The organism is Paenibacillus sp. J45TS6 (assembly GCF_018403285.1).
Lineage (GTDB): Bacteria > Bacillota > Bacilli > Paenibacillales > Paenibacillaceae > Paenibacillus.
In genome coordinates this window covers 180,531-201,132 of the sequence record NZ_BOSJ01000001.1, presented here as the reverse complement: position 1 = coordinate 201,132, position 20,602 = coordinate 180,531, and the positions used below count along the sequence as shown (strand labels likewise).

Sequence of the window (20,602 nt, the reverse complement as noted above, 5' to 3'; positions counted from 1 at the left end):
ATAAGAAGAAAATCATAAAATGAAATAAAATACAATATTATAAATCAATGGCTAAAAAAAATAAAGAAAATATTTTTCGACAGAAGGATTTTCCTTTTGTGTGTCGAAAATCTTATGCTGTAAGGGAATGAGCATCAACAATTGTCTAAGGGAGGAAAAACATTTGCAAAATATTGAAATATTATTGGCTGATGATAACCGGGAGTTTACTAATTTACTAGCTGAATATATATCTAATCAAGAGGACATGGAAGTAACGGGCATCGCGTATAACGGTGAGGAGGTACTTCAGATCATTCAAGAAGCAAAGTCTGTACCTGATGTATTAATTCTTGATATTATTATGCCTCATCTAGATGGTCTAGGGGTGCTTGAACGCCTGCGCGAAATGAATTTGTCTCCACAGCCTAAGGTAATCATGCTTACTGCTTTTGGGCAAGAGAACATTACTCAGCGTGCTGTACAATTAGGAGCTTCTTATTATATTTTGAAGCCCTTTGATATGGAAGTCCTTGCAAATCGAGTAAGGCAGCTATTTGGTGCTCAAGCAATCGCAAGCAATGGTTCACAAATGATATCCTCCTCCCAAAAATCAAATGTTGTTCCTATCGGAAAATCAAGAAATTTGGATGCGAGTATTACTTCCATTATTCATGAAATTGGTGTACCTGCCCATATTAAGGGATATCAATATTTGCGGGAAGCGATCACTATGGTATACAACAATATCGAAATCCTCGGAGCGATTACCAAAACATTATATCCGGCAATCGCTGAGAAATTTAAAACAACTCCTTCCAGGGTTGAACGTGCGATTCGTCATGCGATTGAGGTGGCTTGGACACGGGGTAACATCGACTCAATCAGTCATTTGTTTGGATATACGATTAACATCAGCAAATCCAAACCGACGAACAGTGAATTTATTGCGATGGTAGCTGACAAGCTTAGAATTGAGAATAAAGTATCTTAAAGATGACTTGGATTGTTGATTTATATGGACAACGCCCTTCGAACCTTATAATAAAATGCGCTTACCGAAAGAGAAGGTAGGCGCTTTTTCGGGAATCATGAAAGGGGAAGAGACCAATGTTATGGTTGTCGATTATAGGTATTATTGCTTCATGCTTGGTTTGGGTAACTTATAGACGATATCACGTAAGCAAGGTAAAGAATTCTTCCAATGTGGTCTATTTGGATCATTATCGCAAAAATAATCAGAATAAGAAGATGCAAAAAGTGCAGAAATGTGAAAAGTGCAATAAGTATAAAAGACTTCATTTTTATGCAAGTCCCTCTGGTAAAGTTACAGGTTTGTGCAAAGAGTGTGAATATAACGATAAAAGTAATAAGATGCTTAGAATATAACTAAAATCCATAGTTTACGACAAGTCCCACATTTGGTGATAATTACATGGAGAATAGCCTTTGCTTTCGTTAAAGAGTTGTAGTACATTAGCAGAGAATAAGGAGGTTTCTAATGTACTCAAGCAAACAAGACGACACACTATATATTATGACATACACACTGAACAGCGGTGTTAAGGGGACAGTTCCATTGTCCAATAAACAGATTCAGGAATGGATTCATTGTTACAGAAACGATACGAAGTTTATTGCTGAGATCGGTAAAGAATTCTTTGGATTAAATCCTTCACTTGTCTCTGACTTTAAAGTTCAAAATCAGTTCTCTGACTATCAGAATGTAATCGTGCCTGTTCAACAACAAGATAATATGGATCGTCTATCAACCGCATATCGTGCCAATGAAATTTTAATGAAAATTGATTGCAAATGTGGAACTGCTTATGTTACCGAGTCTCCGTACAAACGAACAAAGTGGTATTGCACGAAGTGTAAGGAAATTGTATTCTTGGACCCGAAAAAAGGAATGGTAGAGACATCCCGCGGTGATGCTTACTATATGACTAATAAGTACTTTGTTACACGGGAACAATAATGAATAGAATGATGTGCACAGCTACCGCTTTGTCGACAGCTGAAAAGTAAAGGAGTGCCGGGTGTATACCGGACACTCCTTTATTTAATTTCTCTTAATCGCATTTCACTTTATGAGGCGGGACAAAACATTTGCGGCATCTCGGTTCGTATGCCTCAGAGTCTCCGATCATGACGACAGGACCAAGGGTGACCGGCTCGCCATTGACGATACGTTGGGTAAATGCTGCATCAGGGCTTCCACATACAGCGCAGAAGGCTGATAGTTTTTCAATATCATCGGACATGGCGAGCAAACCGCCAACATATCCAAATTCTTTACCCCGGTAATCCATATTTAAACCATCCACGATGACGTGTTTTCCGCAATAAGCGAGTTCTTCGGCAATATCCATGATTTCTCTGCTGAAGAACTGTACCTCATCGAAAGCAACAACATCTGCATCTTTTGTTTGTTCTAGAATTTGTTCCACGATTTGCGGAGTAAGTTGTTTTGGAATGGGGATTGCAGGTAATTTGTATCCGATCCGACTTACGATTTCATCGATTTCAAATCGGTCATCTTCAACAGGCTTATAGGCAACGACCTTCTGGCGTCCATATTTCATTAGTTTTTGACAGCGTCTGATCAGTTCCCCTGATTTTTCACTGAACATGGGTCCGGTAATAACAGTAATACGACCTTTTGACACAGCGATATCTTCCTCTCTTTAGCACAATCCGCTCTAAAACTTTTGGTTTCCCCAAAAGAGCCATTATAGATTAACATAAATAAAAGCATAGAAGCCACTATTTTGTTAGATCATGGAGTGTAAAATTATGCACAATTTCTTCTAACATGATATGGTTGATAATGATGAGGTGATCATAATGAATAATGATGAAAAATATAATGCTTGGCAAAAGAAGTTTGAGTTACTGCAAGAAAAGGAGACACTTACTCCAGATGCAGAAATATTCATATCTGATTTACTAGCTGAATTCTCGGCTGTACAAGCACAGAATCAACGGTTAAAAAAACAAATATTGCAAAAAGCAACGGGTGGTTCGAAAATGTCTACCAAACTTAGAGATGCATTGTATGAATAAGCAGATAATAAAAAGCCTTCTTAATTGTTAAGAAGGCCTAAGATTAGTTACTGTTCAGATGGATCTACAGATATTTCTTCTTTAGGTCTTTCATCGCCTAACTTTTCTGGAAAAACGATACCGAGCGTAATTCTAGCGATCATAGCAATCGTAATACCGATCCCTGCAAACATGTAAATGATCGTAAACAACTTGCCAAAAGTCGTAACCGGCGCGAGCGTTGGGTGACCGATGGTTGTTAAAGTAACTGCAGAAAAGTAGAGTGCATCAATATAACTCATATTCTCTACACTGGAATAAAAAAGAGTTCCTGAGAGCAGGGTAGCTAAGGTCAAGGTTAAAAGAGCAAGAAATCTCTTATCTTTAAAACCATGGAATAATCCTTTGAGTAATCGTTTGAGTGTAAGTAAAAATGAAATCATGGTCAGAAGCCCCTATCTTCGAAAAAGATATATAAGAGTAACATTATATTGAATCCAGCCGTAAAGGTAAAGTTTCTCATAAGGGGCGTCTGGCTATGCATCCATATCTGGTTTTTGTTTGAAACGAGGTCCGACATAATTACGTTTTCGATCACGAAACAGAATCCAGCCGCCAAGGAAAGCCATGCACGTGGCGAATAGAAGAATGCCTAAGCTGAAGTGAAGCCATTCAAAGCGCGGGACGGTTACAAGATCATCACCATGAGCAGCATAATAATGAAACAACGAATCTTTGATCATTAAAAAACCTTTCATGGCTCCAAGACCAGGAATAACGAGGATGACAATGGCAAGAAAGCGGGAAAGCATAAGCTTCATCGTGCAAAAACCCCTTCTCATACGCATGTAGTATTTCTATATGATACCTTGTCTTCTAGTTACTGTCTATTAGATGGGCTTGTTTTGTGATTCCAGAGAAGTGAGAGTACAATAGAACATAAATTAATAACAACGTGGAAGAATTGGGGGAATGATTTTTTATGGCAATAGAATGTGATGTTGCAATCTTGGGCGGGGGAACAGGTGGCTATGTGGCTGCGATCCGGGCTGCGCAATTAGGTAAATCTGTCGTTATTGTAGAAAAAGATAAACTTGGCGGAACGTGTCTTCACCGCGGTTGTATTCCAAGCAAGGCACTGCTTCGAAGTGCAGAAGTATATGCAGATATTAAAGATAGCGTAAGTTACGGTATTGAAACTTCGGGGGCGACGTTAGTATTCCCTAAAGTTCAAGAAAGAAAAGAAGCCATCGTTGAGCAGCTCCATCAGGGTGTTCAGTATTTGATGCGTAAAAATAAGATCACCGTTTTGCATGGAAAAGGAAGAGTCATTGGTCCTTCGATTTTTTCTCCAAAAAGCGGAGCTCTTGCTGTAGAACTTGATAATGGAGAGATGGAAAATGTAGTGCCGGCAAATCTGATTATTGCTACAGGAACTCGTCCTAGAACGCTGCCAGGACTCGAACCTGAAGGCGATAAGATTATGACAAGCGACGAGGCTCTTCGAATGGACGACCTGCCGGATTCCATCATTATTGTTGGCGGCGGAGTTATTGGAGTAGAATGGGCATCCATGCTATCTGATTTTAATGTAAAAGTGACTCTTGTTGAGGCAGCAGATCACATTCTTCCCCAAGAAGATCAAGAGATCGCTGCTGAAATGAAACGACTGCTTGTCAAACGAGGAGTAGAGGTAAGAACAGGTTCCCAGGTCATGACGGATACATATATAGACCATGGTGATTCACTTTCGATTGATATACAGTCGAGTGCGGGAAGCGAAACTTTATCTGCTTCGAAAATATTAATCTCGGTCGGTCGAGTAGCAAATGTCGAGAATATTGGCATTGAGAACACGGATATAAAATTATCAAATGGATTCATTGAGGTGAATAAGCAGTTACAGACCGCTGTTCCTCATATTTATGCGATCGGCGATTGTATCGGAGGCCTCCAGCTTGCCCATGTTGCTTCCCATGAAGGAATCCGTGCCGTACATCATATGTCAGGCGAAACCGTACATGCGACTCCGGATCAATTTATTCCAAGAGCCATCTATTCTAGACCTGAAGCAGCGAGTGTTGGATATACAGAAAAGCAAGCTAGAGAACTTGGTTATAAGGTGAAGATTGGGAAGTTTCCTTTTCAAGCGATTGGCAAAGCCTTGGTACACGGACATCAAGAAGGCTTTGTGAAAGTAATTGCGGATGAGGACACCAATGATATTTTGGGAGTTCATATGATTGGAACTCATGTTACAGATCTGATCAGTGAAGCAGCGTTAGCTCAGCTATTAGATGCAACTCCTTGGGAAATAGGACAGCTTGTGCATCCTCATCCCTCTTTATCGGAGATTATGGGAGAAGCAATGCTTGCCGTAGACGGTAATGCAATCGGAATGTAAATGCCTGCTTTACCCGTTATCTAGTAAGTGGATATGAAACATGACACTTATCATGAATGTGGTTTATCTCTTTTCTTTTTGCAAATAAAACGAGTATAATGAGCTTAAGCCAAGTCTTAGTACCAGGTTATAAGACAAGACAACAATACCTAAGACGCTTGAGCTACTCTAAAAGGAGGGTTCGCTAGTTTTGAACTTAAATAATATGACTTCTAAACAGTACAAACATAATGAGCTTGGTCTATCTGATGGTCAGGTTATTGATATGTACAAATATATGCTCCTGGCCCGTAAATTTGATGAACGCTGTATGCTTTTACAAAGAGCGGGAAAAATCAATTTCCACGTTTCCGGTATCGGTCAAGAGACAGCTCAGGTAGCTGCTGCTTTTGCGCTTGATCGTGAAAAGGATTATTTCCTGCCTTATTATCGAGATTATGGATTTGTTATGGCCGTAGGAATGACGCCGCGTGAACTCATGCTGTCCGCTTTTGCGAAAGCAGAAGACCCGAACAGTGGAGGGCGCCAAATGCCTGGTCATTTTGGAAGCAAACGACTTCGCATTGTAACAGGTTCAAGTCCTGTAACTACGCAGGTACCTCATGCAGTCGGCTTTGCACTTGCAGCGAAAATGCAAAAGAAAGATTTTGTATCTTTCGTTACTTTTGGCGAAGGTTCGAGTAATCAGGGGGACTTCCATGAAGGAAGTAACTTTGCGGGCGTTCATAAACTTCCGGTTATTATCATGGTTGAAAATAATCAGTATGCCATCTCTGTGCCTGTTCACAAACAGCTTAGCGGAAAAGTAAGTGATCGTGCTCTCGGGTATGGGTTCCCGGGAATCCGTGTAGATGGTAATGATGCTCTTGCTGTGTACGCTGCTGTAAAAGAAGCACGCGAACGTGCCGTAGCAGGAGAAGGTCCGACACTAATTGAGGCGATGATGTACCGGTTGTCTCCACATTCAACTTCAGATAATGATCTCGCTTATCGAACAAAAGAAGAAGTAGAAGAGAACTGGAAAAAAGACGGCCTTGCCAAAATGAAACAATACTTGATTGACTGTGGTTTATGGGATGAAGAGCGAGATGCAGATCTGGCTGCACAGCTTAGTATGGAACTGAAAGAAGCGACGGAATATGCAGACAATGCTCCATTTCCGAAGCCGGAAGATACCCTGCTGCATGTGTATGCCGATGATGAGTCAGGAGGGAAACAATAATGGCTGAAATGGAGTATATTGATGCGATTAGACTCGCGATGAAAGAAGAAATGGAGCGCGATGAGACCGTATTTGTGCTTGGCGAAGACGTAGGGGTGAAAGGCGGCGTATTCACTACAACCAAAGGACTTATGGATCAGTTTGGTGAAATGCGTGTGATGGATACACCTTTATCGGAGTCGGCTATTGCAGGGGTAGCTATTGGTGCTGCCATGTATGGAATGAAGCCGATTGCGGAGATGCAATATTCTGATTTCATGCTTCCAGCAACCAATCAAATCATTAGTGAAGCTGCTAAAATTAGATACAGATCGAACAATGATTGGAGTTGCCCTGTTGTTATTCGTGCGCCAATCGGCGGCGGTATTTTTGGTGGTCTATACCATTCTCAGTGTCCGGAATCCATTTTCTTTGGAACCCCGGGGCTTAAAATTGTAGCACCTTACACCGCATATGATGCGAAGGGGCTTCTCAAAGCAGCAGTGCGTGATCCAGACCCAGTACTTTTCTTTGAAAATAAAAAAATGTATCGTCTCTCGAAGGAAGAAGTGCCTGAAGAGGATTACATCGTACCGATTGGCAAGGCTAACTTACTTCGTGAAGGTGACGATATTACAGTGATCGCTTATTCACAGCCGCTGCATTTTGTGATGCAAGCCGCTGAGGAGCTGGAAAAAGAACAAGGAATAACTTCGCATGTTCTGGACCTGCGTACCTTGCAACCACTGGATAAAGAAGCCATTATAGCTGCAGCAAAACAAACGGGGAAAGTCCTTATCATCCATGAAGATAACAAAACAGGCGGAGTGGGAGCAGAAGTATCTGCCATTATTAGTGAAGAATGTCTGTTTGATCTAGATGCTCCGATTGAACGTCTTTGCGGTCCTGATGTGCCTGCAATGCCGATCAGTCCGCCAATGGAAAGATTCTACATGCTGAGTAAAGATAAAGTAAAAGATGCAATGCTTAAGCTTGCAATGTATTAATGAATAGGGATCCTCAGAGATGAGGATGAAGAATTGGAGTGACAAAACATGGCAGGACAAAAGAAGTTGATTGAAGTGGTTATGCCGCAGCTTGCGGAATCACTCGTATCTGCAACGATCGCCAAGTGGCTAAAAAAACCGGGAGATCGGGTAGACCAATATGAACCAATCTGTGAAGTTATTACGGATAAAGTGAATGCAGAGATTCCTTCTACGGTAGAAGGAATTATGGGTGAACTTACGGCAGAAGAAGGTCAAACGGTTGGAGTAGGCGAGCTGATCTGCCGTATGGAAGTCCATGCTGCAGCAGGAACCGGAATCGTGGGAGAAACTTCTGATACAAGCTCCTCAGATCATACTGCTCAAAAAGCGGCTACTGTAAGTGCTGTGGAAGGCTCCATGCGCAATCGATATTCACCAGCCGTTCAGAGTCTTGCAGCAGAGCATGGTATTGATCTTAGCCAAGTGCCGGGAACCGGAATGAATGGCCGAATTACGCGTAAGGATGTACTTCGTTACGTAGAAAGTGGAAATACACAGCACCAAACGTCAAGCCTTATGCAGGAAGAACGTAAACAAACACCGAGCAGTGCGTCTTCTGAACCACAGAATTTATCGATGGACCCGTCTATTTCTGTCCGTCACTCTGGCATTCATTTATCAGAAACACCAAAATTGCCGAAGATTGAAGTCGATGGATATACGCAAGGAAGAGCAGAGCAGTACATCGATATAACACCGGTACGTAATGCAATCGCTAGAAATATGCGTCAGAGTGTATCGGAGATACCGCATGCTTGGACGATGATCGAAGTGGATGTGACGAATCTCGTTACTTTGCGTAATAAACTGAAAGATGAGTTTAAGCGTAAAGAAGGGATTAATTTAACTTATTTAGCTTTTCTATTAAAAGCAGTGGTTAATGCGATCAAAGATTATCCAATCATGAACTCGGTATGGGCTGTTGATAAAATCATCGTAAAACGTGATATTAATATTTCTCTTGCCGTGGGAACAGAAGATTCGGTAATGACTCCTGTTATTCAGCGAGCAGACACCAAAAATATTGCTGGACTTGCTCATGAGATTGAAGATCTGGCGAGAAGAACCAGAGAAGGTACGTTAAAGCTGGATGATATGCAAGGAGGAACTTTCACCGTAAATAATACGGGTTCGTTTGGTTCTATTTTGTCTTATCCTATTATTAACTATCCGCAGGCTGCTATTCTTACCTTCGAATCTATTGTGAAAAAGCCTGTCGTTATTAATGACATGATCGCGGTAAGGTCGATGGCTAATTTATGTTTGTCCCTGGATCATCGAATTTTGGACGGTGTCATCTCAGGAAGATTCCTGCAACGAGTAAAAGAGAATTTAGAAAGTTATTCTTTAGACACGAAGCTATACTAAAACATCTGTGGTATGTGGTGAGTTAATCATGGGGAGGTATATTCGTATGAATAGACCGCTTGTTGTAAGCTATACCGATATGATGGATTACGGTGAAGCATGGGATCTACAGAAAAAATTGGTCCATGACATCGATGCCGGAGAGCAGCAGGAACACCTGCTGCTTTTGCAGCATCCACCTACATATACAATCGGTACGCAGCGACATCCGGAACATCTGCTGATTAGTGAGGAAGATCGGAAGAAAAAAGGCATTTCAGTCTATCAGATCGATCGAGGCGGTGACATTACCTATCACGGACCCGGTCAGCTAGTTGCATACCCCATCATGTTTTTGGGCCGAGGTAAAGAAATTGACTTACATGCTCATTTAAGGAATGTGGAAGAAGTAATTATCACGTATTTAAGGTCCCATGGTATTGAAGCAGGCCGTAAAGAGCAGTATACAGGAGTATGGGTAGGGAACTTCAAAATCTGTGCCATAGGCATTAAGTTTAATCGCAGTACTTCTCACCGAAGAGACTTTATTACGAGTCACGGGTTTGCATTTAATATCAAATCAGGTTTACAGAGCGAAGGATTTGGCGGGATTGTCCCTTGCGGAATCGAAGAGTTTGGGGTAACCACTTTGGAAGATTGTACAGGGCTTGTTCACACTCCGGAACAGGTAGCACAGGAACTGGTCCCTATTTTTGCAAAACAATTTGGCTTTGATCCGATTTGGGCTGCAGACGTATACGTTTGAAATCACAGTGAAAATGAAAATACCCTCCCTGTTCTTCTAAAGAGAGAAGCAAAGAGAGGGCTAAACTTGTCCTATTCATTTCTCGTCAAATCTGCTTATCCAAAGAGCAGTGGTTCAATAACAATTAACAACGTTGAGGCAATCATCGCAATTAACATCAAATAGATTACAACTTTAAACCATTTTTTTTGTTGCATCAGTAAGCTCCTTTTATACCATAATTATAATCTATTGTAACGTATCCATAGCATAGTGAAAAGTCTAACTAGAAGGGATGATAACCATGATTAATCAAGAACGGATAACAAAGGAATTTATGGATCTTGTTAAGATCGATAGTGTAACCCAATATGAACAGCAAATTTCTGAAGTACTTAAAACAAAGTTTACGGAACTTGGACTTGAAGTAAAGGAAGATGACACAAAAGAAGAAACAGGACACGGCGCAGGCAACTTGATTGTCACATGGAAAGCACAAGGTGCGGATCAGGCTCCAAAACTGTTCTTTACTTGTCATATGGATACCGTCGCTCCAGGCGAAGGAATCAAACCACAGATCTCCGAGGATGGATTTATTCGCAGTGATGGGACAACGATTTTAGGTGCGGATGACAAAGCAGGTATCGCTGCTCTTTTTGAAGCAATCCGTGTAATAGAGGAGAATAACATTCCTCATGGTCAGATTCAGTTTGTAATTACAGTAGGTGAAGAATCTGGACTAATTGGGGCAAGAGCGATGAAGGCAGAGGATATTGACGCAGAATTCGGATTTGCACTTGATTCTAACGGTGAAGTTGGCGGAATCTGTGTTGCAGCTCCAGCGAGAGCACAAATTACAATGAAGATTACGGGTAAATCGGCTCACGCTGGCGTGAATCCGGAAGATGGAATCAGCGCGATTCAAGTTGCTGCCAAAGCAATTGCGGCGATGAAACTGGGACGTGTTGACCACGAAACAACAGCGAACATTGGGAGTTTTTCCGGAGCAGGTCCACTGAATGTCGTTTGTGACTATGCTGAAATTTTGGCTGAAGCACGGAGTATTGTTCAAAGTAAAGTGGAAAATCAAGTTGATCACATGAGAAACGCGCTGCAGTCAACTTGCGAGCAGTACGGGGCAAAAGCTGAATTTGAAAGTGATATCGCTTATCCTGCTTTTAAATTAACGGATGAAGATGAGGTTGTAAAACTCGCAGCACGCGCGATTACAAGTGCGGGTCTAACACCAAAAACATTCCCTTCCGGCGGCGGAAGCGATGCGAATATATTCAATGGTTTTGGTATTCCAACCGTGAACCTTGCCCTCGGATATGAAGATATTCATACGACAAATGAGCGAATCAAAGTAAGCAGTCTGGTGGATGCGGCGCGTGTCGTTGTATCGATCGTTAAAGAATCAGCAAAATTGTAATATAAAACAGCATATAAAAAGGTCTGGGCATGCGTAGGCACCAGACCTTTTTTGTAAATGAAAAATTGGAAACAGTTTTTTTTATTTACTATTTCGAATGAAGGGTAATACATGTTGAGGCTTTCGAATGAGGTCAATTACCTGCATATCTGGTCCGTAATCTGACAACCAGTGTCTGAGCGTATTCATAATCTGGTGTGCCTGTCCGGTCATATATAGCGATTCATGAGTTTTATAGCTTTTCATCAGGGGCTCACTCCTAAATAAAGTCGTATAATACACCGTATGCCCAAGAAGTCTAATTTAATACTTATTGTTTGCTTATATTTATGAGGAGGTTTAACTATGAAGGAATCGATTATTCGTCAAAAGCATCCAAAACTTAATCATCCGGATTCGAATCCGGCATTAGTGGAAACAACCGTATCCACAGAGTCTATATTTGAGGGGAAAGTGGTTTCTCTTCACTTGGATACCGTAACCTTACCGAATGGTCAGACCGGAACAAGAGAAATTATTAGACACCCGGGAGCGGTTGCTGTTCTGGCAGTTCGAGGAGATCGTATGCTGGTTGTCGATCAGTATAGACAGGCGCTAGGAAGGACCGAGTTAGAAATCCCCGCAGGTAAGCTGGACCCAGGCGAAGACCCTGAGGAAGCGGCAAAAAGAGAGCTGAGAGAAGAAACGGGGTACCGTGCAAAATCTCTTGTTCCACTCCCTGCTTTTTACACTTCCCCTGGTTTTGCTGATGAGGTTATCTATCTATACATGGCTGAAGAGCTCGAAGCGGGCGAGATGGAACTAGATGAAGATGAGTTTCTCGAAGTATCGGAGATCACTTTGGATGAAGCTTATTCACTGATTAAAGAAGGACGGATCAGCGATGCCAAGACGATTCTTGCAGTCTACGCATGGCACTTATATCAGCTGACAGGGAAGCTGTAAGATGAATCAGCAAGTTTCTGAAAGTGCTCCATCGCTCCGTACGTTCTATGCAGATCTCCATATTCATATTGGCAGAACAAACAGAGGAGAAGCGGTGAAAATCAGCGGCAGCCGGGATCTAACTTTTCTTAACATTGCAAAAGAAGCGGCAACCCGCAAAGGAATTGAACTGATCGGTATTATTGACGCCCACGCTCCTGTGGTACAGCGTGATATTAGAGAAGCACTCGAATCTGGTGAGATGAGAGAAATACCGGGCGGAGGCATCGCGTATCAGAATACGGTGATTTTACTCGGGACAGAGCTTGAAGTGAGGGAACCTGGACGAAAAGAATCCCATTTTCTTGCTTATTTTCGGACGTTGTCAGACATGGAATCTTTTACCGCCTGGATTACCCCTTTTATGAAAAATGTGAATCTTAGTTCGCAGCGAGTGTACGTTCCTTTAAAGGAACTTCAAAAGGAAATTGTACGCCGCGGTGGACTGTTTATCCCTGCTCATGTGTTTACGCCCCATAAAGGCATTTATGGAAGCAGTGTGTACCGGATGGAGGAAATTTTAGATGTAGCTGACGTAACAGCCATCGAACTTGGACTTAGTGCAGATTCCGAAATGGCGGGTTATATCAGCGAACTGGATCATATCCCCTTTTTGACAAATTCGGATGCCCATTCCCTTGGCAAAATCGGAAGAGAGTACAATAGTCTACGGCTTTCAGAGCCTTCATTTGATGAGTTTTGTTATGCTTTACAAAATAAAGACGGCCGCCGGATCGAAGCGAATTATGGTTTGAATCCGCTGCTTGGTAAATATCACCGTACTTACTGCGCAGCATGTAACAGTATTCTCGATGAAACCAAGGTCACTGGGGAGCGCTGTCCTTATTGTGGAAGCACCAAATTGATTCAGGGTGTACTTGATCGAATTTTAAACATTGCGGATCGTGAAGAGTCTTATATTCCACCTGGGCGGCCTGCTTATCACTATCAAGTACCACTGGAATTTATTCCGGGACTTGGCAAAGTGAAACTGCGTTTATTACTTGAAGCTTTCGGAAGTGAAATGGCAATCCTGCATCGTACGGAAGAAGACAATTTACGTAATGTTGTTGGAGATGAACTCGCGAGGTACATTATTATGGCCAGAAGCGGTGAACTGCTGCTGAACTCAGGCGGCGGAGGAACCTACGGAAAAGTTTCGAGAACATGAATTCAGGTTCAGGTCATAGAATGAGAGAGAAATTCATAGAGTAGGGTATGTAACCAGAAAGGGGACGACCTCTCACCATGCCATTTCTCAAACATACATTTAGAGACCAAACTCCACTTTATATTTTTGTTGCTGTATTATTTCTGGTCGGGGTTATTTTCGGTGCATTAATGGTAGGAGCACTAACCCTGGATCAGCAGCAGGATCTTGCGGGTTATTTGGATAATTTTTTTGTCAGTATCCATCAAGGAAATGTAGATGGATCTCATTCTTTTTTTGACATTACCATGCTTCATTTGAAGTGGATTGGGCTTATCTTCATTCTTGGTTTATCCGTCATCGGTCTTCCAGGTATTCTGGTTTTGGACTTTTTAAAAGGGGTGCTAATCGGTTTCTCTGTTGGATATTTGGTTGCTCAGTATTCCTGGAAAGGGCTGCTGCTCGCCTTGCTGTCTATTGCTCCTCATAATCTGTTTTTAATCCCTGTCCTGATGATTAGCAGTGTGGCCGCAATTACCTTTTCGCTTCATATGATTCGCAGTCGGTTTTTTATGCAGCGTAACCAAAGTCTAAAAAGACCGCTTACCAGTTACATTACTTTAACTCTGGCAATGGCCCTGCTTATGGTCGGAATCTCTTCCTTTGAGACCTTTGTAACTCCTGTGTTAATGCAGTGGGTAACCCCATTATTTATTAAGGTTTAAACCTGGGACCAAATCTCCCTTAAAACCCTGATACTGTTGACTTTATTTCGTAAGTGACCCTATAATAAACAAGTGGGTTTACGTACACGATGCAGTGATTTCCGAGGGGGAGGGATAATATGGAAGCACGGATCGACAAGATAAAACAACAGTTACAATCTCAAGGCTACAAACTAACGCCCCAACGGGAAGCGACAGTTCGAGTCTTGCTAGAGAATGAAGAAGACCATTTGAGCGCAGAAGATGTGTTCATGTTGGTTAAGGAAAAAGCTCCCGAAATCGGTCTGGCAACCGTATATCGAACCCTGGAACTGCTCAGTGAGCTGCATGTCGTTGAGAAGATAAATTTTGGTGACGGAGTAGCCCGTTATGATTTACGCGGTGACACAAGCAAGCACCATCATCACCATTTGATATGCGTTCAATGCGGCAGTATGGACGAAATACGAGAAGATTGGCTTGGGCCGCTTGAAGAAAGATTAGAGCGTGAGTTTAATTTTACGGTTCTAGATCACAGACTTGATTTTCAAGGAATCTGTTATCGTTGCAAAGACAAGAACGATCAGAAACCGAAGAACTGATATAAAGACAAGCATGAGCAAGCTCTCACCGAGTCAAGTTCGGGGGAGCTTTTTTAGCATGTTCACGTATAGGTAATAACAGGAATGAATTTCATAGTACATTGAATATAGAATATCGATAACTTCCTCTTTACGCCAGCCTAAAGGTGGTCATAGTCGGGTTGACAGTTTCATAGGCTGAATCATAGCCAAATTGTCATCGGGGAATACTACCCAAACCCTATATAGGACAACATTATGACTTTAGGAAAGGCGGAAGAAACTTATGGTAATTTCACTTCGTAAATGGCTTCGCATGGTTCGTTTATTTATCATCTTTGCTGCCCTTGTTTATATGTTTTATAATGTGTTCGATTTATTCTCAAACTGGATCACTCCTGTGGATCATTATAAGATTCCTGAGGGGAATGCACTGAAAGTATTTCATCCCGAAGAAGGAATTCAGCTTGCAGCCGAGAAAACAAACTTAATGAATCGTCTTCGTTTTTTTTATTGGTATGGTGAATAGAAGTGTGGCCTTGTTAACTTAAAAATTCAAAGGTAAGGAGCTGTAAGGAAAACGATGAGGAAGTATGTGCAGCCCTACATGGATTATTTGCAGGAGGATAAAGGGTCTTCTGTCAGTACGCTTGAGTCGTACAAACGTGATATTGAACAATTTATTGGGTATATGAATAGAGAACAGCATATGGATGCGGATGTGGAAGCGTCTGAGATTACACGTACACATATTGTACTGTATTTATCCTATCTTAAAAAAGAAGGGAAGGCGGCTTCAACCATTGCCCGAAATGTCGTTTCCCTTCGTTCTTTTTTTCATTATCTTATGTTTAAAGGCCTGGTTTCTAAAGATCCGACCTATCATCTGGATTCACCTAAAACAGAGAAAAACCCGCCCAAAATCCTTTCTATTTCTGAAGTGGACAGGCTTCTCAGCATTCCGGATCCCTCTGTGCCTTCGGGGCTTAGGGACAAAGCTATGCTAGAGCTTTTATATGCGACGGGAATTAAAGTTTCAGAGCTTGTTCATCTAAACGTAGAGGACCTAAATACCCAGCTCAAGTATGTTCGGACGGGAAGAGACAGTGCGAAAGAAAGGGTAATACCTGTGACAGGGATTGCGGCCAGGGCAACGACTGAATATCTGGAGTCTGCTCGCAGCAAACTACTAAGGGAACATACTGAGGAACAAGCTTTGTTTGTAAATACGAATGGTAGCCGGTTAACACGGCAAGGCATATGGAAAATGATAAAAAAGTACGCAGAAGAAGCGGGTCTCGCTGGCGAAGGAATTACACCGCATACGCTTAGACATTCTTTTGCTGCACATTTGCTGGAGAATGGTGCTGATTTAAGATCAGTGCAGGAAATGATGGGACATGCTGATATCTCGACTACTCAGATTTACAATCAAGTGGTCAAACGCAACATGAAAGATGTGTATGATCATTATCATCCCCGTGCCTGATGGATTTTCAGCACTATTTCCAGCACTATATGTATATTCAGATAAATTTTCGAACCATGGAAGGGGCAATACATCATGACAAGCAGAGAATCACGGTTTAAACGGATTTGTTTTATTGTGCTGGATAGTGTAGGAATTGGAGAACAACCAGATGCGCCTAAGTTTGGTGATGCAGGTGCTCATACACTAGGTCATATTTTGGAACGAGTTCCGGGTACAAAGCTTCCCAACATGCAAAAATTAGGGCTTGGAAATATTGCTTCTATTCCGCCTTTGTCTCCTGCTGAAGCACCTGCAGGGTACTATGGAAAGATGAAAGAAGTATCTGCAGGTAAAGATACAATGACGGGACACTGGGAACTAATGGGGCTCAAAATTGAAACTCCGTTTAATACATATCCTGCCGGCTTCCCGCAAGATCTGATTACTGAATTCGAAAAACAGACAGGCCGTAAGGTTCTTTGTAATAAACCGGCTTCCGGTACGGAAGTACTTGAGGAGTACGGTGAAGAGCAAATGAAGACAGGCGCTTGGATTGTATACACATCCGCAGACAGTGTATTCCAAATTGCTGCGCATGAAGACATTATTCCGGTAGAGGAGTTATTCAAAGCTTGCCGGATTGCTCGTAAACTTACGCTTGCTCCTGAGCACTCTGTAGGGCGTGTGATTGCTCGTCCTTATGTGGGACAACCAGGTTCTTTCAAAAGAACGCCTAACCGGCACGATTACGCAGTAAAACCGCCAGAGCCAACGGTAATGAACTCTCTGCAAACTTCTGGCTATGATGTGATCGCAGTAGGAAAGATTAATGACATTTTCGATGGAGAAGGGGTAACCGCTTCTTATCCGTCTAAGAGCAATGAACATGGTATTGAACTAACTATTGAGCAATTAGGCAAGGATTTTAATGGACTTTTGTTTACGAATTTAGTAGACTTTGATTCCTTGTACGGTCACCGTAGAGACCCGGAAGGCTATGCAGGTGCTCTTGAAGTATTTGATAAAGCTTTGCCAGAGATTATGGAGCGCATCGGTCCTGATGATCTGCTGATTATCTCTGCTGACCATGGTAATGATCCTGTACATGCAGGAACGGATCATACGAGAGAGTATGTACCGGTGCTGATCTATAGTCCATCTTTACAAACACCAGGAAAAAGCATTGGCGTAAGAGATACGTATTCCGATCTGGGTGCGACGATTGCTGATAATTTCGGTACGACAGCTCCACTGCATGGGGAGAGTTTTTTAAGGGAACTTATTTAAGGGGGACAACCAAGTTTATGACACAGCTAGCGCGAAGCAGCGTAGGGGAAGCAGCAACTTATATCCAATCAAAAACGAACATTATTCCTGAAATCGGGCTTATTCTTGGCTCAGGACTCGGCATTCTGGCTGAACTGATTGAAGATGCCATCGCAATTCCTTATGAAGATATTCCTCATTTTCCGGTTTCCACTGTAGAAGGTCATGTTGGGGAATTATTGATTGGAACCATTCAGGGGCGTCCTGTAGTGATGATGAAAGGCCGTTTCCATATGTATGAAGGTTATGGTCCTGAAGTAACCGCCTTTCCGGTTCGAGTGATGAAAGCGATCGGTGTTCAAAAGATGCTTGTAACAAACGCAGCAGGAGGCGTTAACACGTCTTATACGCCTGGAGATCTGATGATTATATCAGATCATCTCAATATGACAGGCCGTAATCCGCTGATCGGACCCAATCATGATGATTTTGGAGTGCGTTTCCCTGATATGTCTGAAGCGTATAGCCTTAGACTCCGTAAGCTTGCGAAAGAAACGGCGGAGAAACAAGGTTTTGCGATGAAGGAAGGTGTATATGCAGGTCTTCTTGGTCCTAACTATGAGACACCGGCTGAAATCGTTATGTTACGGACACTAGGCGCGGATGCAGTAGGAATGTCTACGGTAGCTGAAGTCATTGTAGCTCGTCATGCAGGAATTGAAGTGCTCGGTATCTCTTGCATTACAAATATGGCTGCAGGTATTCTTGAGCAGCCGTTATCTCATGAGGAAGTCATGGAAACAGCCGAAATGGTAAAAGAAAAATTTTTGAACCTGGTCATGTCGCTTATTCCACAAATGTAGATATGGTACGGATCATAGCAACATAATTTTTAACTAAAGGGGAATGACAAACATGTCTCAAACTACAGGTAATCTGACAAAAGATTACGGTGCTCGCATTGAAGAAGCTGCAGCTTATATCAAACAAAAATTAGGCAAGTATGCTCCTAAGATTGGCCTGGTTTTAGGTTCCGGACTCGGTGACTTGGGTGACCAGATTGAAGATGCAGTCTATATTCCGTATAACGAAGTTCCTCATTTTCCTGAATCGACCGTTGCAGGACATGCGGGCCGGTTTGTTATTGGACAGCTTGAAGGTAAAGATGTAGTGATTATGCAAGGACGTTTTCATTACTATGAAGGTTATGATATGCGTACTGTTGTTCTTCCTGTTTATGTGATGGCACAGATCGGTGTAGAAACGCTGATGCTAACGAATGCAGCAGGCGGTATGAATCGGGGATTTAAAGCAGGAGATCTCATGTTAATTACAGATCACCTCAATATGACGGGAGCGAATCCCCTGATTGGTCCAAATGATTCGAAACTTGGCGTTCGATTCCCTGATATGTCTGCTGCCTATGATCCAGAATATCGTGCTCTTGCCAAAAAACTTTCGAAAGAAATTAAAGGTGAGGACGGTACGCATTTGGAATTGCAGGAAGGGGTATACTGCGGTATCAGCGGCCCAACGTATTCAACACCGAAAGAATCAACCATGTTTGCTCTTCTTGGGGGAGATGCAATTGGGATGTCTACCGTAGGTGAAGTGATTGCGGCAAGACATGCGGGTTTACGTGTACTGGGCATTTCTTGTATTACGGATATGGCAATTGGAGAAGAACTAGAACCTCTGACTCATGAACAAGTAGTTGCTGTCGCAAATCGTACCAAACCGAAATTTATCGGTCTTGTACGTGCTTTCGTTCGTGAAGTGTAACCAAAGATTTACTGACTTTTTAAATACGGTAATAAGGTGTGGTCAAGCATATGAGAGCTGTGGATATAATACAGAAGAAGCGCGATGGGCATGAGTTGTCAGCAGAAGAAATTACGTTTCTAATCCAGGGTTACAGCCGCGGTGAGATACCGGATTATCAGATGTCGGCTTGGGCTATGGCGGTTTATTTCCAGGGTATGACGGCACAGGAGACAGGTCATCTTACGATGGAAATGGCGAAGTCAGGAGATCAAGTGGATCTATCCCCGATTCAGGGCATCAAAGTAGACAAACATTCTACGGGGGGAGTAGGAGACAAAACAACGATTGTACTTGCTCCGCTTGTTGCCGCGGCAGGTGTTCCTGTAGCTAAGATGTCAGGCCGAGGATTAGGTCATACCGGTGGTACCCTAGACAAGTTAGAATCGATCTCAGGCTTTACCATTGAGCTCACCAGGGATGAGTTTCTGAGTCAAGTGAATGAAGTGGGAGCAGCGGTTATTGGTCAGAGTGGAAATATGGCCCCTGCAGACAAAAAGTTATACGCTCTCCGGGATGTCACCTCGACGGTTAACTCCATTCCACTGATTGCAAGTTCAGTCATGAGCAAGAAGATTGCCGCAGGCGCTGATGCGATTGTACTGGACGTGAAGACAGGCAGCGGAGCTTTTATGAAAACACTGGATGATTCAATTCGTCTCGCTGAAGCCATGGTTGATATCGGAACTCATGTTGGTCGCGATACCGTTGCTGTAATCAGTGATATGGATCAGCCGCTTGGTTTTGGCATTGGTAATGCGCTGGAGATCAAGGAAGCAGTTGAAACCTTGCAAGGAAACGGACCGGAAGATCTTCAGGAAGTCAGTCTTATTTTGGCATCGCATATGTTGGTACTGGGCGGAAAAGCAAAGACCGTAGAAGAAGCACGTGTTGTGCTTGAAGAACTGCTGAAAAGCGGAGCGGCTTTTGATAAACTGAAACAAATGGTTGCTGCCCAGCATGGAGATGTAGGACAAATAGATGATCTAAGCAAACTTCCTGGAGCGAGCCGTACACTCGAGGTGAAAGCAGATACAAGCGGTTATGTGGCGAGTATCGAAGCAGAAGCGATCGGTATTGCTGCCATGCTGCTTGGTGCAGGGCGCGAGACAAAGGAATCTGTTATTGATTACGGAGTCGGCGTTACCCTTATGAAAAAAGTCAGCGATGAAGTAAAAGCAGGGGATACTCTTGCCGTTATGCACATCAATGAAGCAAGTGAATCAAAGGTGCAGGAGGCGGAGAATAAGCTGAAACAGGCTTACAGCATTACAGATGCTGCCGTACCTAAACAACCCTTAATATATGCACTTGTTACAAAACATGGCGTAGAGCGATTCGTATAGCTTCGATAAGGCCGTATAGATCGCTATCAGACATCAAAAAGAAGCAGAAGTCCGTAAAAGGATATCTGCTTCTT

At 42.6% G+C, this 20,602-nt stretch carries 24 protein-coding genes; 19 read left to right on the top strand and 5 right to left on the bottom strand.

Annotated features, from left to right (window positions below):
- The first annotated feature begins 163 nt into the window (after positions 1-163).
- Together spo0A and KJS58_RS01020 are read left to right on the top strand one after the other, a co-directional pair.
- The gene (gene spo0A, locus KJS58_RS01025) at positions 164-973 is read left to right on the top strand and encodes a sporulation transcription factor Spo0A (RefSeq protein WP_160033419.1); all 810 of its coding nucleotides are present in this window, start codon (positions 164-166) and stop codon (positions 971-973) included.
- Between the two features lie 507 nt (positions 974-1,480).
- A complete protein-coding gene (locus tag KJS58_RS01020; RefSeq protein ID WP_160033417.1) occupies positions 1,481-1,960 on the top strand; it encodes a hypothetical protein in 480 nt (159 codons plus the stop codon).
- 94 nt (positions 1,961-2,054) lie between these two features.
- Here KJS58_RS01020 and KJS58_RS01015 read toward each other — a convergent pair whose 3' ends face one another.
- Complete coding sequence (locus KJS58_RS01015) at positions 2,055-2,651, bottom strand: thymidine kinase (RefSeq protein WP_213529704.1); 597 nt, start codon at positions 2,649-2,651, stop codon at positions 2,055-2,057.
- A 178-nt stretch (positions 2,652-2,829) separates the two neighbouring features.
- On the opposite strand from KJS58_RS01015, the gene KJS58_RS01010 reads away from it, so the two are divergent.
- Positions 2,830-3,048 (top strand): hypothetical protein, encoded by a 219-nt coding sequence (locus tag KJS58_RS01010; RefSeq protein WP_213529702.1) that lies wholly within the window; start codon positions 2,830-2,832, stop codon positions 3,046-3,048.
- A 47-nt stretch (positions 3,049-3,095) separates the two neighbouring features.
- Here KJS58_RS01010 and KJS58_RS01005 read toward each other — a convergent pair whose 3' ends face one another.
- Positions 3,096-3,470 carry a potassium channel family protein gene (locus tag KJS58_RS01005; RefSeq protein WP_213529700.1) on the bottom strand — a complete coding sequence of 125 codons (375 nt, stop codon included), beginning with the start codon at positions 3,468-3,470 and terminating at the stop codon, positions 3,096-3,098.
- 93 nt (positions 3,471-3,563) lie between these two features.
- Positions 3,564-3,848, bottom strand: coding sequence for a DUF2627 domain-containing protein (locus tag KJS58_RS01000; protein WP_191799176.1), 285 nt, complete (start codon positions 3,846-3,848; stop codon positions 3,564-3,566).
- Positions 3,849-4,009: 161 nt separating this feature from the next.
- On the opposite strand from KJS58_RS01000, the gene lpdA reads away from it, so the two are divergent.
- From lpdA to lipB, 5 genes are all read left to right on the top strand, one after another.
- Complete coding sequence (gene lpdA, locus KJS58_RS00995) at positions 4,010-5,431, top strand: dihydrolipoyl dehydrogenase (protein WP_213529698.1); 1,422 nt, start codon at positions 4,010-4,012, stop codon at positions 5,429-5,431.
- Positions 5,432-5,636: 205 nt separating this feature from the next.
- The gene (locus tag KJS58_RS00990) at positions 5,637-6,653 is read left to right on the top strand and encodes a thiamine pyrophosphate-dependent dehydrogenase E1 component subunit alpha (RefSeq protein WP_191799457.1); all 1,017 of its coding nucleotides are present in this window, start codon (positions 5,637-5,639) and stop codon (positions 6,651-6,653) included.
- A complete protein-coding gene (locus KJS58_RS00985) occupies positions 6,653-7,639 on the top strand; it encodes an alpha-ketoacid dehydrogenase subunit beta (RefSeq protein ID WP_213529696.1) in 987 nt (328 codons plus the stop codon). The genes KJS58_RS00990 and KJS58_RS00985 overlap by 1 nt, the downstream gene beginning before the upstream one ends.
- A gap of 48 nt (positions 7,640-7,687) precedes the next feature.
- Positions 7,688-9,049 (top strand): dihydrolipoamide acetyltransferase family protein, encoded by a 1,362-nt coding sequence (locus tag KJS58_RS00980; protein ID WP_213529694.1) that lies wholly within the window; start codon positions 7,688-7,690, stop codon positions 9,047-9,049.
- 46 nt (positions 9,050-9,095) lie between these two features.
- Positions 9,096-9,794, top strand: a complete 699-nt coding sequence (gene lipB / locus KJS58_RS00975; RefSeq protein ID WP_213529693.1) for a lipoyl(octanoyl) transferase LipB — start codon at positions 9,096-9,098, stop codon at positions 9,792-9,794.
- A gap of 95 nt (positions 9,795-9,889) precedes the next feature.
- On the opposite strand, the gene prli42 is transcribed toward lipB, so the two are convergent.
- On the bottom strand, positions 9,890-9,991 hold the full coding sequence (prli42, locus tag KJS58_RS00970; protein WP_160033399.1) for a stressosome-associated protein Prli42: 102 nt from the start codon (positions 9,989-9,991) through the stop codon (positions 9,890-9,892).
- 86 nt (positions 9,992-10,077) lie between these two features.
- Here prli42 and KJS58_RS00965 point away from each other — a divergent pair, with 86 nt between their 5' ends.
- On the top strand, positions 10,078-11,205 hold the full coding sequence (locus tag KJS58_RS00965) for a M20/M25/M40 family metallo-hydrolase (RefSeq protein ID WP_374705766.1): 1,128 nt from the start codon (positions 10,078-10,080) through the stop codon (positions 11,203-11,205).
- Positions 11,206-11,286: 81 nt separating this feature from the next.
- Here KJS58_RS00965 and KJS58_RS00960 read toward each other — a convergent pair whose 3' ends face one another.
- On the bottom strand, positions 11,287-11,451 hold the full coding sequence (locus KJS58_RS00960) for a Z-ring formation inhibitor MciZ (RefSeq protein ID WP_213529689.1): 165 nt from the start codon (positions 11,449-11,451) through the stop codon (positions 11,287-11,289).
- 99 nt (positions 11,452-11,550) lie between these two features.
- Here KJS58_RS00960 and KJS58_RS00955 point away from each other — a divergent pair, with 99 nt between their 5' ends.
- From KJS58_RS00955 to KJS58_RS00910, 10 genes are all read left to right on the top strand, one after another.
- Entirely contained in the window at positions 11,551-12,150 is a 600-nt protein-coding gene (locus KJS58_RS00955) for an NUDIX domain-containing protein (RefSeq protein ID WP_213529687.1), read from the top strand.
- A 1-nt stretch (position 12,151) separates the two neighbouring features.
- A complete protein-coding gene (locus KJS58_RS00950; RefSeq protein ID WP_213529684.1) occupies positions 12,152-13,360 on the top strand; it encodes an endonuclease Q family protein in 1,209 nt (402 codons plus the stop codon).
- A gap of 77 nt (positions 13,361-13,437) precedes the next feature.
- Positions 13,438-14,064: a stage II sporulation protein M gene (spoIIM, locus tag KJS58_RS00945; protein WP_213529682.1), complete on the top strand. Its 627-nt coding sequence runs from the start codon at positions 13,438-13,440 to the stop codon at positions 14,062-14,064.
- Between the two features lie 119 nt (positions 14,065-14,183).
- Complete coding sequence (gene fur, locus KJS58_RS00940) at positions 14,184-14,645, top strand: ferric iron uptake transcriptional regulator (RefSeq protein ID WP_213529680.1); 462 nt, start codon at positions 14,184-14,186, stop codon at positions 14,643-14,645.
- 265 nt (positions 14,646-14,910) lie between these two features.
- Positions 14,911-15,153 carry a DUF4227 family protein gene (locus KJS58_RS00935; RefSeq protein ID WP_213529678.1) on the top strand — a complete coding sequence of 81 codons (243 nt, stop codon included), beginning with the start codon at positions 14,911-14,913 and terminating at the stop codon, positions 15,151-15,153.
- A gap of 54 nt (positions 15,154-15,207) precedes the next feature.
- Entirely contained in the window at positions 15,208-16,113 is a 906-nt protein-coding gene (xerD, locus tag KJS58_RS00930; protein ID WP_213529675.1) for a site-specific tyrosine recombinase XerD, read from the top strand.
- Between the two features lie 75 nt (positions 16,114-16,188).
- Positions 16,189-17,382 carry a phosphopentomutase gene (gene deoB, locus KJS58_RS00925; RefSeq protein WP_213529673.1) on the top strand — a complete coding sequence of 398 codons (1,194 nt, stop codon included), beginning with the start codon at positions 16,189-16,191 and terminating at the stop codon, positions 17,380-17,382.
- Between the two features lie 17 nt (positions 17,383-17,399).
- Positions 17,400-18,224, top strand: a complete 825-nt coding sequence (locus KJS58_RS00920) for a purine-nucleoside phosphorylase (protein WP_213529671.1) — start codon at positions 17,400-17,402, stop codon at positions 18,222-18,224.
- A gap of 52 nt (positions 18,225-18,276) precedes the next feature.
- Positions 18,277-19,143: a purine-nucleoside phosphorylase gene (locus KJS58_RS00915; RefSeq protein WP_213529669.1), complete on the top strand. Its 867-nt coding sequence runs from the start codon at positions 18,277-18,279 to the stop codon at positions 19,141-19,143.
- Between the two features lie 50 nt (positions 19,144-19,193).
- On the top strand, positions 19,194-20,528 hold the full coding sequence (locus KJS58_RS00910; RefSeq protein WP_213529667.1) for a pyrimidine-nucleoside phosphorylase: 1,335 nt from the start codon (positions 19,194-19,196) through the stop codon (positions 20,526-20,528).
- The last annotated feature ends 74 nt before the right edge of the window (positions 20,529-20,602 follow it).